Origin of the sequence: Pseudomonas sp. GOM7 (genome assembly GCF_026723825.1) — a bacterium.
Taxonomy (GTDB): domain Bacteria; phylum Pseudomonadota; class Gammaproteobacteria; order Pseudomonadales; family Pseudomonadaceae; genus Aquipseudomonas.
Genome location: NZ_CP113519.1, coordinates 2,997,133 through 3,014,093, shown reverse-complemented (window position 1 = coordinate 3,014,093; position 16,961 = coordinate 2,997,133). Strand labels below are relative to the sequence as shown.

General features: G+C 62.0%; 14 protein-coding genes and 1 pseudogene. 14 read left to right on the top strand and 1 reads right to left on the bottom strand.

Features of this window, described 5'->3' with window-relative positions; all coding sequences use genetic code 11:
• Positions 1–8: 8 nt before the first annotated feature.
• Positions 9–260: pseudogene (locus OU800_RS13180) on the top strand (YkgJ family cysteine cluster protein); the annotation flags it as partial.
• Between the two features lie 59 nt (positions 261–319).
• On the top strand, positions 320–925 hold the full coding sequence (locus tag OU800_RS13175; protein ID WP_268177735.1) for an START domain-containing protein: 606 nt from the start codon (positions 320–322) through the stop codon (positions 923–925).
• A gap of 59 nt (positions 926–984) precedes the next feature.
• On the opposite strand, the gene gltA is transcribed toward OU800_RS13175, so the two are convergent.
• On the bottom strand, positions 985–2,265 hold the full coding sequence (gltA, locus tag OU800_RS13170) for a citrate synthase (RefSeq protein WP_268177734.1): 1,281 nt from the start codon (positions 2,263–2,265) through the stop codon (positions 985–987).
• A gap of 361 nt (positions 2,266–2,626) precedes the next feature.
• On the opposite strand from gltA, the gene sdhC reads away from it, so the two are divergent.
• From sdhC to OU800_RS13110, 12 genes are all read left to right on the top strand, one after another.
• On the top strand, positions 2,627–3,001 hold the full coding sequence (gene sdhC, locus OU800_RS13165; protein WP_003240853.1) for a succinate dehydrogenase, cytochrome b556 subunit: 375 nt from the start codon (positions 2,627–2,629) through the stop codon (positions 2,999–3,001).
• On the top strand, positions 2,995–3,363 hold the full coding sequence (sdhD, locus tag OU800_RS13160) for a succinate dehydrogenase, hydrophobic membrane anchor protein (RefSeq protein ID WP_268177733.1): 369 nt from the start codon (positions 2,995–2,997) through the stop codon (positions 3,361–3,363). Before sdhC ends, sdhD begins: the two co-directional genes overlap by 7 nt.
• 3 nt (positions 3,364–3,366) lie before the next feature.
• Positions 3,367–5,139, top strand: coding sequence for a succinate dehydrogenase flavoprotein subunit (gene sdhA / locus OU800_RS13155; protein WP_159971346.1), 1,773 nt, complete (start codon positions 3,367–3,369; stop codon positions 5,137–5,139).
• A gap of 11 nt (positions 5,140–5,150) precedes the next feature.
• Positions 5,151–5,858 (top strand): succinate dehydrogenase iron-sulfur subunit, encoded by a 708-nt coding sequence (locus tag OU800_RS13150; RefSeq protein WP_268177732.1) that lies wholly within the window; start codon positions 5,151–5,153, stop codon positions 5,856–5,858.
• A 252-nt stretch (positions 5,859–6,110) separates the two neighbouring features.
• The gene (locus OU800_RS13145; protein WP_268177731.1) at positions 6,111–8,942 is read left to right on the top strand and encodes a 2-oxoglutarate dehydrogenase E1 component; all 2,832 of its coding nucleotides are present in this window, start codon (positions 6,111–6,113) and stop codon (positions 8,940–8,942) included.
• 65 nt (positions 8,943–9,007) lie between these two features.
• On the top strand, positions 9,008–10,243 hold the full coding sequence (gene odhB, locus OU800_RS13140) for a 2-oxoglutarate dehydrogenase complex dihydrolipoyllysine-residue succinyltransferase (protein WP_268177730.1): 1,236 nt from the start codon (positions 9,008–9,010) through the stop codon (positions 10,241–10,243).
• 93 nt (positions 10,244–10,336) lie between these two features.
• Positions 10,337–11,773, top strand: a complete 1,437-nt coding sequence (gene lpdA / locus OU800_RS13135; RefSeq protein WP_268177729.1) for a dihydrolipoyl dehydrogenase — start codon at positions 10,337–10,339, stop codon at positions 11,771–11,773.
• Between the two features lie 238 nt (positions 11,774–12,011).
• Positions 12,012–13,178 (top strand): ADP-forming succinate--CoA ligase subunit beta, encoded by a 1,167-nt coding sequence (gene sucC / locus OU800_RS13130; protein WP_268177728.1) that lies wholly within the window; start codon positions 12,012–12,014, stop codon positions 13,176–13,178.
• Positions 13,178–14,065: a succinate--CoA ligase subunit alpha gene (gene sucD / locus OU800_RS13125; protein WP_003240843.1), complete on the top strand. Its 888-nt coding sequence runs from the start codon at positions 13,178–13,180 to the stop codon at positions 14,063–14,065. The genes sucC and sucD overlap by 1 nt, the downstream gene beginning before the upstream one ends.
• A gap of 346 nt (positions 14,066–14,411) precedes the next feature.
• Positions 14,412–15,725 (top strand): branched-chain amino acid transport system II carrier protein, encoded by a 1,314-nt coding sequence (gene brnQ, locus OU800_RS13120; RefSeq protein WP_268177727.1) that lies wholly within the window; start codon positions 14,412–14,414, stop codon positions 15,723–15,725.
• Positions 15,726–15,828: 103 nt separating this feature from the next.
• Positions 15,829–16,563, top strand: coding sequence for a DUF599 domain-containing protein (locus OU800_RS13115; protein ID WP_268177726.1), 735 nt, complete (start codon positions 15,829–15,831; stop codon positions 16,561–16,563).
• Positions 16,560–16,952: an MAPEG family protein gene (locus tag OU800_RS13110; RefSeq protein WP_268177725.1), complete on the top strand. Its 393-nt coding sequence runs from the start codon at positions 16,560–16,562 to the stop codon at positions 16,950–16,952. Before OU800_RS13115 ends, OU800_RS13110 begins: the two co-directional genes overlap by 4 nt.
• Positions 16,953–16,961: the final 9 nt, after the last annotated feature.

Sequence of the window (16,961 nt, the reverse complement as noted above, 5' to 3'; positions counted from 1 at the left end):
TTTTGGCCGTGAATTGCCGTGCCGGTTGTGGTGCCTGCTGCATCGCGCCTTCCATCAGCTCGCCGATTCCCGGTATGCCTGCAGGCAAGCCGGCCGGCGTGCGTTGCATTCATCTGTCCGCCGAGCATCTGTGCGCCCTGTTCGGGCGCGCCGAGCGTCCGGCGGTGTGTGGTGGCTTCAAGCCCGACGAGGCGGTGTGCGGCGACAGCCGTGAGGCTGCGATCCGCCTGCTGGGCTGGCTCGAACAAGCCACCGCCTCGCCCCATGAACTCGTGTCGGCGTGCGCGGGTCGAAACGAAAACAGCATTCAGGAGTGGTCATGAGCAAGTCCCGTATCGCATTGCTGGCCGTGTTGATCTGCGCCTCGGGCGTTCAGGCGGCCGAGCGCAAATGGCAGCTAGAGCGTGAGGAGGAGGGCATCAAGGTCTATCTGGCCGATGTGCCGGGCTCCAAGTACAAGGCTTATCGTGGCGTAGTGACCATCGATGCCGATCTGCCCAAGGTGCTTGCCCTGCAGGAAGATGTCCCAGGTGCCTGTGCCTGGGTCTATAGCTGCCAGGAACAACGCTTGTTGCAACGTGAGGGCGACAAGAGCTGGCTGTACACCCGTTTCAAGATGCCCTGGCCGGTAGAGGCGCGTGACTCGGTGATCGAGGTGACGACGCGCAAGGAGGCGGACGGCAGTGTGACGCGCATGCTCGAAGGCGACCCAGGGCGTTTGCCCAAGGAGAAGGGCTACGTGCGTGTACCCAGCCTGGAGGGGGAGTGGCTGCTCAAACCGGAAGGCGAGCATCGGGTGGAAGTGACCTACGAAGCCCATACCGAGCCGGGTGGCAGCGTGCCGTCCTGGCTGGCCAACAGCTTCGTGGTCGATGCGCCCTTGCAGACGCTCAAGGCGCTACGGGCCAAGGCGGAGGCAAAGTAGTTTTCCAGGGTACAAATGAAAAGGGCTGCCATTGGCAGCCCTTTTTCTTTCAGCGGCGATCAGCCCCGGTCGTCGGGCAGGTCGCGCTTGGCATGGCCAGTGTAGAGCTGGCGCGGGCGGCCGATCTTGTACGGGCCAGAGAGCATTTCCTTCCAGTGCGAGATCCAGCCGACGGTGCGCGCCAGGGCGAAGATCACGGTGAACATCGAGGTGGGAATGCCGATGGCCTTGAGGATGATGCCCGAGTAGAAGTCCACGTTCGGGTAGAGGTTGCGCTCCTTGAAGTAAGGATCGTTGCGCGCGATCTCTTCCAGCTTCATCGCCAGTTCCAGTTGCGGGTCGTTGATGCCCAGCTCGGCCAGGACTTCGTCGCAGGTCTGCTTCATGACCTTGGCGCGCGGGTCGAAGTTCTTGTACACACGGTGGCCGAAGCCCATCAGCTTGAACGGGTCGTCCTTGTCCTTGGCCTTGGCCACGAACTTGTCGATGTTCTCCACGCTGCCGATTTCGTCGAGCATGGTCAGCACCGCTTCGTTGGCGCCGCCGTGTGCCGGGCCCCAGAGGGCGGCGATGCCGGCTGCGATACAGGCGAAGGGGTTGGCGCCCGAGGAGCCAGCCAGGCGCACGGTGGAGGTGGAGGCGTTCTGCTCGTGGTCGGCGTGGAGGATGAAGATCTTGTCCATCGCCTTGGCCAGTACCGGGCTGATCGGTTTGATCTCGGCCGGGGTGTTGAACATCATGTGCAGGAAGTTTTCCGCGTAATTGAGGTCATTGCGCGGGTACATCATGGGCTGGCCCATGGAGTACTTGTAGGCCATGGCGGCGATGGTCGGCATCTTGGCGACCAGGCGCATGGCGGAAACTTCGCGATGCTGCGGGTTCTTGATGTCCAGCGAGTCGTGATAGAAGGCGGACAGGGCGCCGACCACGCCGCACATGATGGCCATGGGGTGAGCGTCGCGGCGGAAGCCATTGAAGAAGGTCTTGAGTTGCTCGTGCACCATGGTGTGGTTCTTGATGGTGCTGACGAACTGGGCTTTCTGCGCCTGGGTCGGCAGTTCGCCGTTGAGCAGCAGGTAGCAGGTTTCCAGGTAGTCGGATTTCTCGGCAAGCTGTTCGATCGGGTAGCCGCGGTGCAACAAAATGCCTTTTTCACCGTCGATGTAGGTGATCTTCGACTCGCAGGAAGCGGTGGACATGAAGCCGGGGTCGAAGGTGAAGCGGCCCGTGGAGGTCAGTCCTCGCACGTCGATTACGTCGGGACCAACGGTGCCGGTCAGAACAGGCAGGTCTACGGGGGCATCGCCCTCGATGATCAACTGCGCTTTTTTGTCAGCCATGTGTGGCCTCCTAGTTATGCTTGAAATCATCAGACAGCCCCCCACGCAGGGCCCGCACCACTATAGTGGGATAAATCCGAATGTCAATTTGCGAAAACCCCGTCGCAGAAGGCTTCTGGCGCGGTTTTCAACGAAAAAAGCGGGCTATTTACGCCATTTGTACGAAGGCTGCAATGCGCTTTTTGGGGGAGGGCATTGCATTGTCATTAGTCTGCTAACTGTCTATACTCTGCGCCCGACCGTCAGGGGCTTCAGGGCCATATAATGGCGGTCGTCACTCCTTGGGTGATGGGTACCTGACCAGTGCACTTCCCAACAACTTTGCCCTGATAGTTAGGGGCTCTCAGTGTGATAAAAAGCCGTGAATAGCCAACGACCTGTAAACCTAGACCTTAGGACTATCAAGCTCCCGATCACCGCTTACACGTCCATTCTTCACCGTATCTCCGGTGTCATCCTCTTCGTCGGTATCGCCATTCTGCTGTTCGGCCTCGACAAGTCGCTGACTTCCGAAGAGGGCTTCGCCCAGGTGAAGGAATGCCTGACCAGCCCGCTGGCCAAGTTCGTGATCTGGGGTCTGTTGTCCGCTCTGCTGTACCACCTGGTGGCCGGTGTGCGCCATCTGATCATGGACATGGGCATCGGTGAGACGCTGGAAGGCGGCAAGCTGGGCTCGAAAATCGTCATCGCCGTTGCGGCGATCGTGATCGTGCTGCTGGGGGTGTGGATATGGTAACTAATGTCACGAATTTCTCGCGTTCGGGCCTCTATGACTGGATGGCGCAGCGCGTTTCTGCGGTCGTTCTCGCGGCTTATACGCTGTTTCTGCTGGGCTATGTGATCTGCAATCCGGGCATGGGCTACGCCGAATGGCACGGCCTGTTCTCGCATACCGCAATGCGCATCTTCAGCCTGCTGGCACTGGTTGCACTGAGCGTGCACGCCTGGGTCGGCATGTGGACCATCTCCACTGACTACCTGACGCCGATGGCGCTGGGCAAGTCGGCGACCATTGTGCGTTTCCTGTTCCAGGCCGCGTGTGGCATCGCCATGTTCGCGTTTTTCGTCTGGGGCGTGCAGATTCTGTGGGGTTTCTGATTCATGGCTAGCATCCGTACTCTTTCCTATGACGCCATCATCGTAGGTGGCGGCGGCGCCGGCATGCGTGCCGCGCTGCAACTGGCTCAGGGCGGTCACAAGACTGCCGTGGTCACCAAGGTGTTCCCGACTCGTTCGCACACCGTTTCCGCTCAGGGTGGCATCACCTGCGCCATCGCCTCGGCCGACCCGAACGACGATTGGCGCTGGCACATGTACGACACCGTCAAGGGCTCCGACTACATCGGTGACCAGGATGCCATCGAATACATGTGCTCCGTCGGCCCGGAAGCGGTGTTCGAGCTCGAGCACATGGGCCTGCCGTTCTCCCGTACCGAGCAGGGCCGCATCTATCAGCGTCCGTTCGGTGGCCAGTCCAAGGGGCCGGACAATCCGACCCAGGCTGCCCGTACCTGCGCCGCTGCCGACCGTACCGGTCACGCGCTGCTGCACACCCTGTACCAGGCCAACCTGAAGGCTGGCACCTCGTTCCTCAACGAGTGGTACGCCGTTGACCTGGTGAAGAACCAGGATGGCGCCATCGTCGGCATCATCGCCATCTGCATCGAGACCGGCGAAACCGTCTACATCCGCTCCAAGGCCGTGGTTCTGGCCACTGGCGGTGCCGGTCGTATCTACGCCTCCACCACCAACGCCCTGATCAATACCGGCGATGGCGTGGGCATGGCCCTGCGTGCCGGCGTGCCGGTGCAGGACATCGAGATGTGGCAGTTCCACCCGACTGGCATCGCCGGTGCCGGTGTACTGGTCACCGAAGGTTGCCGTGGTGAGGGTGGTTACCTGATCAACGCCCATGGCGAGCGCTTCATGGAGCGTTACGCGCCGAACGCCAAGGACCTGGCCGGTCGCGACGTGGTTGCCCGTTCCATGGTCAAGGAAGTCATCGCCGGCAACGGTGTTGGCCCGAACAAGGATCACGTGCTGCTCAAGCTCGATCACCTCGGTGAAGAAGTGCTGCACAGTCGCCTGCCGGGTATCTGCGAACTGTCCAAGACCTTCGCGCACGTCGACCCGGTGGTCGCGCCGATTCCGGTCATCCCGACCTGCCACTACATGATGGGCGGCGTTGCCACCAACATCCATGGCCAGGCCATCACCCAGGATGCCAACGGCAAGGACACCATCATCGAAGGCCTGTTCGCCGTGGGCGAAGTGGCTTGCGTGTCGGTACACGGTGCCAACCGTCTGGGCGGCAACTCGCTGCTGGATCTGGTGGTGTTCGGTCGCGCCGCTGGCCTGCACCTGGAAAAAGCGCTGAAAGAAGGCGTGGAAGTCCGTGGCGCCAGCGAAACCGACATCGAGCAGTCGCTCGCTCGCCTGGCTGGCGTCAACGAGCGCAGCACGGGCGAAGAAGTCGCTCCGCTCAAGCGCGAGCTGCAACAGTGCATGCAAAACTACTTCGGCGTGTTCCGCACTGGCGAGTACATGCAGAAGGGTATCCAACAACTGGCCGACCTGCGCGAGCGTATCGCCAAGGTGAAGATCTCCGACAAGAGCCAGGCGTTCAACACTGCGCGTATCGAGGCGCTGGAACTGCAAAACCTGCTCGAAGTCGCCGAAGCGACCGCTGTGGCTGCCGAGGCTCGCAAAGAGTCGCGCGGTGCGCACGCTCGCGAAGACTTCGAGGAGCGCGACGATCAGAACTGGCTGTGCCATTCGCTCTACTTCCCGGGCGAGAAGCGCGTAGCCAAGCGTGACGTGAACTTCGCGCCGAAGACCGTTCCGGCATTTGAACCCAAGGTTCGGACTTATTAAGGGTGACCGATATGTTGCAAGTCAGTGTTTATCGCTACAACCCGGAGAAGGACGCTGCGCCCTTCATGCAGGACTTCCAGGTTGATACCGGCGGCAAGGACGTCATGGTTCTCGACGTGCTGGCGCTGATCAAGGAGCAGGACGAAGGTTTCTCCTATCGTCGCTCCTGCCGTGAAGGCGTTTGCGGCTCCGACGGCATGAACATCAACGGCAAGAACGGCCTGGCCTGCATCACCCCGCTGTCCGCAGCGGGGCTGAAAGGCGGCAAGCTGGTGATCCGTCCGTTGCCGGGTCTGCCGGTGATTCGTGACCTGGTCGTCGATATGAGCATCTTCTACAAGCAGTACGAGAAGGTGCAGCCGTTCCTGCAGAACGATACCCCGGCTCCGGCCATCGAGCGTCTGCAGAGCCCGGAAGATCGCGAGAAGCTCGACGGGCTGTACGAGTGCATCCTGTGCGCGTGCTGCTCCACCAGTTGCCCGTCCTTCTGGTGGAATCCGGACAAGTTCCTCGGTCCCGCTGCGCTGCTGCAGGCCTATCGTTTCCTGGCCGACAGCCGTGACACCAAGACCGCCGAGCGTCTGGCGTCGCTGGATGATCCGTTCAGCGTGTTCCGTTGCCGCGGCATCATGAACTGCGTGAACGTTTGCCCCAAGGGTCTGAACCCGACCAAGGCCATCGGTCACGTGCGTAACATGCTGCTGCAGAGCGGCACCTGATTCGCAAATCGCTGTACCTGTAGCACCTGCAGTACCGGCTTCGGCCGGTATTGCAGCAAAAGCCGGAATCACAGCCCAAAAAGCCGTGATTCACATTTTGAAAAACATGACGACCAGCAGGGGCATCCGGGCTGGTACCCGGACTATCTGCGGGAACCCGAGTGGCTTTATTCGAGTCGCAGTCAACGTGACTTTGATTGGAGCCATGCGGTATTCACGCCGGTGGTGTCCCCTTACCGAGGGTGACCAAGCATGCAAGAAAGCGTGATGCAGCGCATGTGGGAAAGCGCCCACCTATCCGGTGGTAACGCTGCCTACGTGGAAGAGCTCTATGAGCTCTACCTGCACGATCCCAACGCTGTGCCAGAAGAGTGGCGCACTTACTTCCAGAAACTGCCGACCGATGGCAGCGGTACCACGGACGTATCGCACTCGACCATCCGTGATCATTTCGTTCTGCTCGCCAAGAATTCGCGCCGTGCTCAGCCGGTTTCCGCCGGGGCTGTGAGCAGCGAGCACGAAAAGAAGCAGGTGGAAGTGCTGCGCCTGATCCAGGCCTATCGCATGCGTGGTCATCAGGCAGCTCAGCTCGACCCGCTGGGGCTGTGGGAGCGCACTGCGCCGTCCGACCTGTCGATCAATCACTATGGTCTGACCGACGCCGATCTGGACACCACCTTCCGTACCGGCGAGCTGTATATCGGCAAGGAAGAAGCAACGCTACGCGAAATCCGCGATGCGCTGCAGCAGACATATTGTCGCACCATCGGTGCCGAGTTCACCCACATCGTCGATTCCGGCCAGCGCAACTGGTTCGCCCAGCGTCTGGAGAGCGTGCGCGGTCGTCCGCAGTTCTCGCCTGAGCTGCGTGGCCACATCCTCGAGCGCGTGACCGCGGCCGAGGGGCTGGAGAAGTACCTGGGCACCAAGTACCCTGGCACCAAGCGTTTCGGCCTCGAAGGCGGTGAAAGCCTGATCCCGATGATGGATGAGATCATCCAGCGTTCGGGCTCCTACGGCACCAAGGAAATCGTCATCGGCATGGCCCACCGTGGCCGCCTCAACGTGCTGGTCAACACCCTGGGCAAGAACCCGCGTGATCTGTTCGACGAGTTCGAGGGCAAGAAGGCCGAAGGCCTGTCCTCCGGTGACGTGAAGTACCACCAGGGTTTCTCCTCCAACGTCATGACCCAGGGCGGCGAAGTGCACCTGGCGCTGGCGTTCAACCCCTCGCACCTGGAGATCGTTTCCCCGGTGGTCGAGGGTTCCGTGCGTGCCCGTCAGGATCGTCGCAACGACGCCACCGGCGACAAGGTACTGCCGATCTCCATTCACGGTGATGCCGCTTTCGCAGGGCAGGGCGTGGTCATGGAGACCTTCCAGATGTCGCAGACCCGTGGTTACAAGACGGGCGGCACCATCCACATCGTGATCAACAACCAGGTCGGTTTCACCACCAGCAACCCGTTGGACTCGCGCTCCACCGAGTACGCCACCGACGTGGCCAAGATGATCCAGGCGCCGATCTTCCATGTGAATGGCGACGACCCGGAAGCGGTGGTGTTCGTCACTCAGCTAGCCGTCGACTACCGCATGCAATACAAGCGTGACGTGGTCATCGATCTGGTCTGCTACCGCCGCCGTGGCCACAACGAGGCCGACGAGCCGAGCGGCACCCAGCCGCTGATGTATCAGCAGATCGCCAAGCAGCGCACCACTCGTGAGCTGTATGCCGATGCTCTGGTGGCTGCCGGCGTGCAGACCAGTGATGACGTGCAGGCCAAGGTCGATGAGTACCGTACCGCGCTGGACAATGGCCAGCACGTGGTCAAGAGCCTGGTCAAGGAGCCGAACAAGGAGCTGTTCGTCGACTGGCGCCCGTATCTGGGCCACGCCTGGACCGCGCGTCACGACACCCGTTTCGATCTGAAGACCTTGCAGGATCTGTCCGCCAAGCTGCTAGAGATACCGGAAGGCTTCGTGGTGCAGCGTCAGGTCTCGAAGATTCTCGAAGATCGCCAGAAGATGGGGGCCGGTGGCCTGCCGATCAACTGGGGTTTCGCCGAGACCATGGCCTACGCCACGCTGCTGTTCGAGGGCCATCCGATCCGCATGACCGGTCAGGACATCGGCCGTGGCACCTTCTCGCACCGCCATGCGGTGCTGCACAACCAGAAGGACGCATCGGCCTACGTTCCGCTGAAGAACCTCTACGAGGGTCAGCCCAGGTTCGAGCTGTATGACTCCTACCTCTCCGAGGAAGCGGTGCTGGCCTTCGAGTACGGCTATGCCACCACCACGCCGAACGCGCTGGTGATCTGGGAAGCCCAGTTCGGCGACTTCGCCAACGGCGCCCAGGTGGTATTCGACCAGTTCATCTCCAGCGGCGAGACCAAGTGGGGCCGCCTGTGCGGCCTGACCATGCTGCTGCCGCATGGCTACGAAGGCCAGGGCCCCGAGCACAGCTCGGCGCGTCTGGAGCGTTACCTGCAACTGTGCGCCGAGCACAACATGCAGGTGTGCGTGCCGACCACCCCGGCGCAGGTCTACCACATGCTGCGTCGCCAGGTGATCCGCCCGCTGCGCAAGCCGCTGGTGGTGCTGACGCCGAAGTCGCTGCTGCGCCACAAGCTGGCCGTGTCGACCCTGGAAGAACTGGCCGAAGGCTCCTTCCAGACCGTGATCGGCGAGATCGATTCGCTGGATCCGAAGAAGGTCGAGCGCATGATCCTGTGCAGCGGCAAGGTCTACTACGACCTGCTGGAGAAGCGTCGAGCCGAAGGTCGCGAAGACATCGCCATCGTGCGTATCGAGCAGCTCTATCCGTTCCCGGAAGAAGATCTGACCGAGGCCCTGGCGCCGTACAAGAACCTCAAGCACGTGGTCTGGTGCCAGGAAGAGCCCATGAACCAGGGCGCCTGGTACTGCAGCCAGCACCACATGCGTCGCGTGACCTCCGCACACAAGAGAACCCTGTTCCTCGAGTATGCCGGCCGTGACGCTTCGGCAGCCCCTGCTTGCGGTTACGCGTCGATGCACGCCGAGCAGCAGGAAAAACTGCTGCAGGACGCCTTTACTGTTTAACGCCTTCATCCGGGAGGTGGCAGGTGCCACCTCCCGGTTAAACCGAATTTAAGGAAACGCACACAATGGCTATCGAGATCAAAGCCCCAACCTTCCCGGAATCGGTTGCCGACGGCACCGTCGCTACCTGGCACAAGAAGCCGGGTGAAGCGGTCAAACGTGATGAGCTGATCGTCGACATCGAAACCGACAAGGTGGTGATCGAAGTCCTGGCCGAGGCCGACGGCGTTCTGGCCGAGATCATCAAGAACGAAGGTGACACCGTTCTCTCCAACGAGCTGCTGGGCAAGCTGACCGAAGGTGGCGCTGCCGCCGCTGCTCCGGCTGCCGCTCCGGCCGCTGCCGCTGCTCCGGCCCAGGCTGCTGCTCCGGCTGCCGCTGCTGGCGACGACGCCATTCTCTCGCCGGCCGCGCGCAAGCTGGCCGAAGAGAACGGCATCGACCCGAACAGCATCGCCGGCACCGGCAAGGGTGGCCGCGTGACCAAGGAAGACGTGGTCGCCGCCGTAGAAGCCAAGAAGAGTGCCCCGGCCGCTCCGGCTGCCAAGCCTGCCGCTGCTCCGGCTGCTGCCGCTGCTCCGGTAGTCGCCACTGGCGACCGCACCGAGAAGCGCGTGCCGATGACCCGCCTGCGCGCCAAGATCGCCGAGCGTCTGGTCGAGGCGCAGTCCTCCATGGCCATGCTGACCACCTTCAACGAAGTGGACATGACCGAAGTCATGGCCCTGCGCTCGAAGTACAAGGATCTGTTCGAGAAGTCCCACAACGGCGTGCGCCTGGGCTTCATGTCCTTCTTCGTCAAGGCCGCCACCGAGGCGCTGAAGCGCTTCCCGGCGGTCAACGCCTCGATCGACGGCAACGACATCGTCTACCACGGCTATGCCGACATCGGCGTGGCCGTGTCCAGCGATCGTGGCCTGGTGGTTCCGGTACTGCGCAATGCCGAGCTGATGAGCCTGGCGGAAATCGAGAACGGCATCGCCACCTTCGGCAAGAAGGCCCGTGACGGCAAACTGTCGATCGAGGAAATGACCGGCGGCACCTTCACCATTACCAATGGTGGTACCTTCGGTTCGATGATGTCGACGCCGATCGTCAACCCGCCGCAGGCTGCCATCCTGGGTATGCACAACATCATTCAGCGCCCGATGGCGATCAACGGTCAGGTGGTGATCCGCCCGATGATGTACCTGGCGCTGTCTTACGACCATCGCCTGATCGATGGTAAGGAAGCCGTGACCTTCCTGGTGACCATCAAGAACTTGCTCGAAGATCCGGCCCGCCTGCTGCTGGACATCTAATACACCAGCCTCGAGCTGCAAGCGCCAAGCTTCAAGTAGAAGCCTTCGCCTTGCAGCTTGAAACTGAAGCTTGAAGCTGAAAAGGAATCTTTTATGACCCAGAAATTCGACGTGGTAGTCATTGGTGCCGGCCCAGGTGGCTACGTCGCCGCCATCAAGGCAGCGCAACTCGGTCTGAAAACCGCCTGCATCGAGAAGTATCAGGGTAAGGACGGCAAGATCGCCCTCGGCGGCACTTGCCTGAACGTCGGCTGCATTCCCTCCAAGGCGCTGCTGGACAGCTCCTGGAAGTATCACGAAGCGAAGGAAGGCTTCGCCGTTCACGGTATCGAGGCCAAGGGCGTGACCATCGATGTGCCGGCGATGATCGGGCGCAAGGCCAACATCGTGAAGAACCTGACTGGCGGTATCGGCGCGCTGTTCAAGGCCAACGGCGTGACCCTGCTCGAAGGCCACGGCAAGCTGCTGGCTGGCAAGCAGGTGGAAGTCACCGGCAGCGACGGCAAGACCCAGGTGGTCGAAGGCGCCCACGTGATCATCGCTTCCGGCTCCAAGCCGGTGGAGATCCCGCCGGCCCCGGTCGATCAGGACGTGATCGTCGACTCCACCGGCGCCTTGGAATTCCAGGCCGTACCGAAGAAGCTGGGCGTGATCGGTGCTGGCGTGATCGGCCTGGAGCTGGGCTCGGTATGGGCCCGCCTGGGTTCGGAAGTCACCGTGCTGGAGGCCATGGACAAGTTCCTCGTCGCCGCCGACGAGCAGATCGCCAAGGAAGCCCAGAAGACCCTGACCAAGCAGGGCCTGGACATCCGCCTGGGCGCTCGCGTCACGGCTACCGAAGTCAAGAAGAAGCAGGTGACCGTCACCTTCACCGACGCCAATGGCGAGCAGAAGATGGTATTCGACAAGCTGATCGTGGCTGTGGGGCGTCGCCCGGTGACCACCGATCTGCTGGCCGCCGACAGCGGTGTGGATCTGGACGAGCGTGGCTACATCTACGTCAACGACCAGTGCGAAACCAGCGTTCCGGGCGTCTACGCCATCGGTGACGTGGTGCGTGGCATGATGCTGGCGCACAAGGCCTCGGAAGAGGGCGTGATGGTGGCCGAGCGCATCGCCGGGCACAAGGCGCAGATCAACTACGACCTGATCCCGTCGGTGATCTACACCCACCCGGAAATCGCCTGGGTCGGCAAGACCGAGCAGCAACTGAAGGCCGAAGGCGTTGCCGTCAATATCGGTACCTTCCCCTTCGCGGCCAGCGGCCGTGCCATGGCTGCCAACGATACCGGTGGTCTGGTCAAGGTCATCGCCGATGCCAACACCGACCGCGTGCTGGGCGTTCACGTGATTGGCCCGAGCGCTGCCGAGCTGGTACAGCAAGGCGCGATCGGCATGGAATTCGGCACCAGCGCCGAAGACCTCGGCATGATGGTCTTCTCCCACCCGACCCTGTCCGAGGCGCTGCACGAAGCTGCCCTGGCGGTCAACGGTGGCGCGATTCATATCGCCAACCGCAAGAAGCGCTAAGCGTGACAGTGGCCGACTGGTTCGGCCACTTCGAGTTTCGTGCAGGGTCATCGACAGATGGGGCTTCTCGCCCCTTCATCCTGTCGGCCCTGCAATGCAGAACCACGTCGGAAGGCCCGCAGCCGGTTGCTCAACCGGTTGCGGAATGCCCGGCGGACTGCTCCGGCAGTCACAGGTGGCGCGGTATCACAAGTACAGCGCCGAATGCGCAATACCTAAACGAAGACGGTAGACAAGCATGAATCTTCACGAGTATCAGGGTAAGCAGCTGTTCGCTGAATACGGCCTGCCTGTATCCAAGGGCTTCGCGGTGGACACCCCGGAAGAAGCCGCAGAGGCCTGCGAAAAAATCGGCGGCAGCGAGTGGGTCGTCAAGGCTCAGGTCCACGCTGGTGGCCGCGGCAAGGCCGGTGGCGTAAAGCTGGTCAAGAGCAAGGACGACGCCAAGGCGTTCGCCGCCAACTGGCTGGGCAAGCGTCTGGTGACCTACCAGACTGACGCCAATGGTCAGCCGGTCAGCAAGATCCTGGTCGAATCCTGCACCGACATCGCCAAGGAACTGTACCTGGGCGCGGTCGTCGATCGTTCCAGCCGTCGTATCGTGTTCATGGCCTCCACCGAAGGTGGCGTGGACATCGAGAAAGTGGCTCACGAAACCCCTGAGAAGATCCTCAAGGCCACCATCGATCCGCTGGTTGGCGCACAGCCGTACCAGGGTCGCGAGCTGGCGTTCCAGCTAGGCCTGGAAGGTGATCAGATCAAGCAGTTCACCCACATCTTCGTCAACCTGGCCAAGCTGTTCCAGGACTACGACCTGGCCCTGCTGGAAGTGAACCCGCTGGTGATCAAGGCCGACGGCAACCTGCACTGCCTGGATGCCAAGATCAACATCGACTCCAACGCCATGTACCGTCAGCCCAAGCTGCGCGCCATGCACGACCCGTCCCAGGACGACGCTCGTGAAGCCCATGCGCAGAAGTGGGAGCTGAACTACGTCGCGCTGGAAGGCAACATCGGCTGCATGGTCAACGGTGCTGGCCTGGCCATGGGCACCATGGACATCGTCAACCTGCACGGCGGCAAGCCGGCCAACTTCCTCGACGTTGGCGGCGGTGCTACCAAAGAGCGTGTGACCGAAGCGTTCAAGATCATCCTGTCCGACAGCAACGTGGCTGCCGTTCTGGTGAACATCTTCGGCGGCATCGTTCGTTGCGACATGATTGCCGAAGGCATCATCGGCGCCGTGAAAGAAGTCGGCGTGAAAGTCCCGGTCGTCGTCCGTCTGGAAGGCAACAACGCTGAGCTGGGCGCCAAGGTCCTGGCCGAAAGCGGTCTGAACATCATCGCGGCAACCAGCCTGACCGACGCTGCCCAGCAGGTCGTCAAGGCCGCGGAGGGTAAGTAATGAGCATCCTGATCAACAAAGACACCAAGGTCATCTGCCAGGGCTTCACTGGCTCGCAGGGCACCTTCCACAGCGAACAAGCCATCGCCTACGGCACCAAGATGGTTGGCGGCGTGACCCCCGGCAAGGGCGGTTCCACCCACCTCGGCCTGCCGGTGTTCAACACCGTCAAGGAAGCCGTGGAAGCCACTGGCGCCGAAGCGTCGGTGATCTACGTTCCGGCTCCGTTCTGCAAGGACTCGATCCTGGAAGCGGCCAACGGCGGCATCAAGCTGATCGTCTGCATCACCGAAGGCATCCCGACCATCGACATGCTGGAAGCCAAGGTCAAGTGCGACGAGCTGGGCGTACGCCTGATCGGCCCGAACTGCCCAGGCGTGATCACTCCCGGCGAGTGCAAGATCGGCATCATGCCGGGTCACATCCACTTGCCAGGCAAGGTCGGCATCGTGTCCCGTTCGGGCACCCTGACCTATGAAGCCGTGAAGCAGACCACCGACGCCGGCTTCGGCCAGTCCACCTGCGTGGGCATCGGCGGTGACCCCATCCCGGGCTCCAACTTCATCGACATCCTCAAGCTGTTCCAGGAAGACCCGAAGACCGAAGCGATCGTCATGATCGGTGAGATCGGCGGTTCGGCCGAGGAAGAAGCGGCTGCCTTCATCAAGGCCAACGTCACCAAGCCGGTGGTTTCCTACATCGCTGGCGTGACCGCTCCGCCCGGCAAGCGCATGGGCCACGCTGGCGCCATCATCTCCGGCGGCAAGGGCACTGCAGACGAGAAGTTCGCTGCCCTGCAGGACGCTGGTGTGAAAACCGTGCGTTCCCTGGCTGACATCGGCAAGGCCCTGGCCGAGCTGACCGGCTGGGAAGTCAAGAACGCCTAAGCGTTCTTGGCGGATCGAGAGAGGCCACCTTCGGGTGGCCTTTTTTGTTTTGCGGGAGCTGCCAAACCATGAGGGTGGGAAGGTATACGGGGCAGGGTGGTCGTCATGTGGAGTCCTGCAACTATCACGCATGCGACAGCGAATTGCGGCATTTCGACAGCTTTGCCCCATCCTGAGCTGCTGTAGGGCCGTTTTCGTTACCATGGCCCGCTAACCCTGTCCGTGGCGCCACAAGCGCCGGGCGACGCCCCCAGTGGTTCGAGCCAAACGCTCGGGCGACGTTTCCCTTGATCCCTGAAGGAAACCTGCGCGACTTTCTGAATTCCTGCCTGTGGTATTTCCCGCTATGACTCGTTTGAAAGGCCTGGATGTCCTGGCCCTTGGTTTCATGACTTTTGCGCTGTTTCTCGGCGCCGGCAACATCATCTTCCCGCCCAGTGCCGGGTTGGCCGCCGGGGCCAATCTACTGCCTGCCGCCCTGGGCTTTCTGCTGACGGGCGTGGGTCTGCCGTTGCTCACCGTCGTGGCGCTGGCCCGTGTCGGCGGTGGCATGGACAGCCTGACCGCGCCGCTGGGCAAGGTCGCCGGCACGCTGCTGGCGGTCGCCGTCTATCTGGCCATCGGCCCTCTGTTCGCCACGCCGCGCACCGCCGTGGTGTCTTTCGAGATGGGCGTCGCGCCTTTCACGGGCGACGAGGCGCTGTCCCTGCTGCTCTACACCCTGGCGTACTTTGCCGTGGTGCTGTTCCTCTCGCTCAATCCGGGGCGCCTGGTGGATCGCATCGGTAAATTCATCACCCCGGTGCTGCTCAGTGCCTTGCTGGTGCTCGGTGGTGCGGCGCTGTTCGCGCCGGCCGGCGAGATCGGTGTGGTCAGCGACAGCTACCGTGACGCACCGTTGGTGCAGGGCTTCCTGCAGGGCTACCTGACCATGGATACCCTGGGTGCGCTGGTGTTCGGCATCGTCATCGCCAGTGCCATTCGTGATCGCGGTGTCAGCGACAGCGCTCTGGTAACACGCTACTCGATGATCGCCGGGATGATCGCGGCCATTGGCCTGTCGCTGGTGTATCTGGCGCTGTTCTATCTTGGCGCCACCAGCCAGGGCATCGCCGGTGATGCGGAAAATGGTGTGCAGGTGCTGACCACCTACGTCAACCATACCTTCGGTATCACCGGCAGCCTGCTGCTGGCCGTGGTCATTACCCTGGCCTGCATGACCACCGCGGTGGGGCTGTTGACGGCCTGTGGCGAGTTCTTCAGCAAGCTGCTGCCGGTTTCCTATCGTCTGGTGGTGATCCTGTTCGGGCTGTTCAGCCTGGTGGTCGCCAACCAGGGGTTGACCCAGTTGATCAGCTTCTCCGTTCCGGTGCTGGTGGGGCTGTATCCGCTGGCCATCGTTCTGGTCGCCCTGAGCCTGGCCAACCGCCTGTGGTGCTCGCAAGCGCTGGTGTTCGTGCCGGTGATGGCCGTGACCCTGGTCTTCGGTGTGGCCGACGGTCTGGCCGCATCGGCCTATGCTGAGCATGTACCAGCCTGGTTCGGCCAATTGCCGCTGGCTGGGCAGAGCCTGGGCTGGCTGGTGCCGGTACTCGTCACCCTGGCACTGGTCGCCTTGCTCGACCGCATCCTTGGCAGCCGGCAGACCAGCGCCGCCTGAATCGACGAAACGCCGCGAAATCGCGGCGTTTCTCTTTGCCTTTTGTCGAACCAGCAAGCCTGCGCTCCGGCTATAATTCGCGGCAGTCATACAAGGAGTTGGCATGCCCACCAGCAACACACTTTTGCCCCATTTTCTCGCCGCGCTCTGGTTCGTTCTGTGCTGGGGCGGCTATACCCGCTATGCTTCCTGGAAGGGCCGTACCACACCGTGCCTGGCCAGTGTCCTGCACCTCTATCGCGAGGACTGGATGCGGCGCATGCTGCTACGCGAGAACCGCATCGCCGATGCCAACGTGATCGGCAACCTGGAACGTAACGCCTCGTTCTTCGCCTCCAGCACACTGATCATCCTCGCCGGTATTCTCACCGTGCTGGGCGCCTCCGACCGCGCCCTGTCGTTGCTGGCGGACATTCCCTTCGTGCAGCCGGTCAGCCGTGGCCTGTCCGAGATCAAGCTGCTGTGCCTGGGGATCATCTTCGTCTACGCCTTCTTCACCTTCAGTTGGTGCATGCGCCAGTACAACTTCGCTGCGGTGCTGGTGGGCTCGGCGCCCATGGTGGGTGAGCGGCACGTCACCGAGCCGGAACGCAGGGCTTTCGCCGAACGAGCTGCACGGGTGATTTCGATGGCCGCCAACCAGTTCAACTTCGGCTTGCGTGCCTACTATTTCGGCATGGCCACCCTGGCCTGGTTCATCAACCCCTGGTTCTTCATGCTGGTCACCACCGGTGTGGTGCTGGTGCTGTATCACCGCGAATTCCACTCGGACGTGCTGGAAGTGATGGTCTACACCCCAACACCGGCCGCCGAGGCGGCCAAGGAGAAAAGCGAATGACGATACCGTTCTGGTGCATCTTCATCAGTGCCTTGCTGATCTTCATCGCCAAGGCGCCGGTGGCCAAGGCCATGGCCGAGGAGGGGAGTGGACGCTACGACAACCATCATCCGCGCGCTCAGCAGGCACGCCTGACCGGCTTCGGCGCGCGTGCCCTGGCAGCGCATCTGAACAGCTTCGAGGCCTTTCCGCTGTTCGTCGCCGGAGTGCTGATGGCTCACGTCAGCCAGACCAATGGGCTACTTGTGGACGTTCTGGCGATTACCTTCGTGGTCAGCCGCGTGCTCTATCTGCTGCTGTACTGGTGGGATCTGCACTGGCAGCGCAGCCTGGTATGGATCGTCGGTCTGGCCAGCAGCCTGCTGCTGATGCTCAGCCCGGCGCTATGAAACGAACGA

Bases quoted from the DNA above. Each gene is read 5' to 3' on its own strand.
- sdhD (WP_268177733.1), top strand. From the start codon at position 2,995: ATGGTAACTAATGTCACGAATTTCTCGCGTTCGGGCCTCTATGACTGG.
- lpdA (WP_268177729.1), top strand. From the start codon at position 10,337: ATGACCCAGAAATTCGACGTGGTAGTCATTGGTGCCGGCCCAGGTGGC.
- sucD (WP_003240843.1), top strand. From the start codon at position 13,178: ATGAGCATCCTGATCAACAAAGACACCAAGGTCATCTGCCAGGGCTTC.
- OU800_RS13150 (WP_268177732.1), top strand. From the start codon at position 5,151: ATGTTGCAAGTCAGTGTTTATCGCTACAACCCGGAGAAGGACGCTGCG.
- OU800_RS13110 (WP_268177725.1), top strand. From the start codon at position 16,560: ATGACGATACCGTTCTGGTGCATCTTCATCAGTGCCTTGCTGATCTTC.
- brnQ (WP_268177727.1), top strand. From the start codon at position 14,412: ATGACTCGTTTGAAAGGCCTGGATGTCCTGGCCCTTGGTTTCATGACT.
- gltA (WP_268177734.1), bottom strand. From the start codon at position 2,265: ATGGCTGACAAAAAAGCGCAGTTGATCATCGAGGGCGATGCCCCCGTA.
- OU800_RS13115 (WP_268177726.1), top strand. From the start codon at position 15,829: ATGCCCACCAGCAACACACTTTTGCCCCATTTTCTCGCCGCGCTCTGG.
- OU800_RS13175 (WP_268177735.1), top strand. From the start codon at position 320: ATGAGCAAGTCCCGTATCGCATTGCTGGCCGTGTTGATCTGCGCCTCG.
- sdhA (WP_159971346.1), top strand. From the start codon at position 3,367: ATGGCTAGCATCCGTACTCTTTCCTATGACGCCATCATCGTAGGTGGC.
- sucC (WP_268177728.1), top strand. From the start codon at position 12,012: ATGAATCTTCACGAGTATCAGGGTAAGCAGCTGTTCGCTGAATACGGC.
- odhB (WP_268177730.1), top strand. From the start codon at position 9,008: ATGGCTATCGAGATCAAAGCCCCAACCTTCCCGGAATCGGTTGCCGAC.
- OU800_RS13145 (WP_268177731.1), top strand. From the start codon at position 6,111: ATGCAAGAAAGCGTGATGCAGCGCATGTGGGAAAGCGCCCACCTATCC.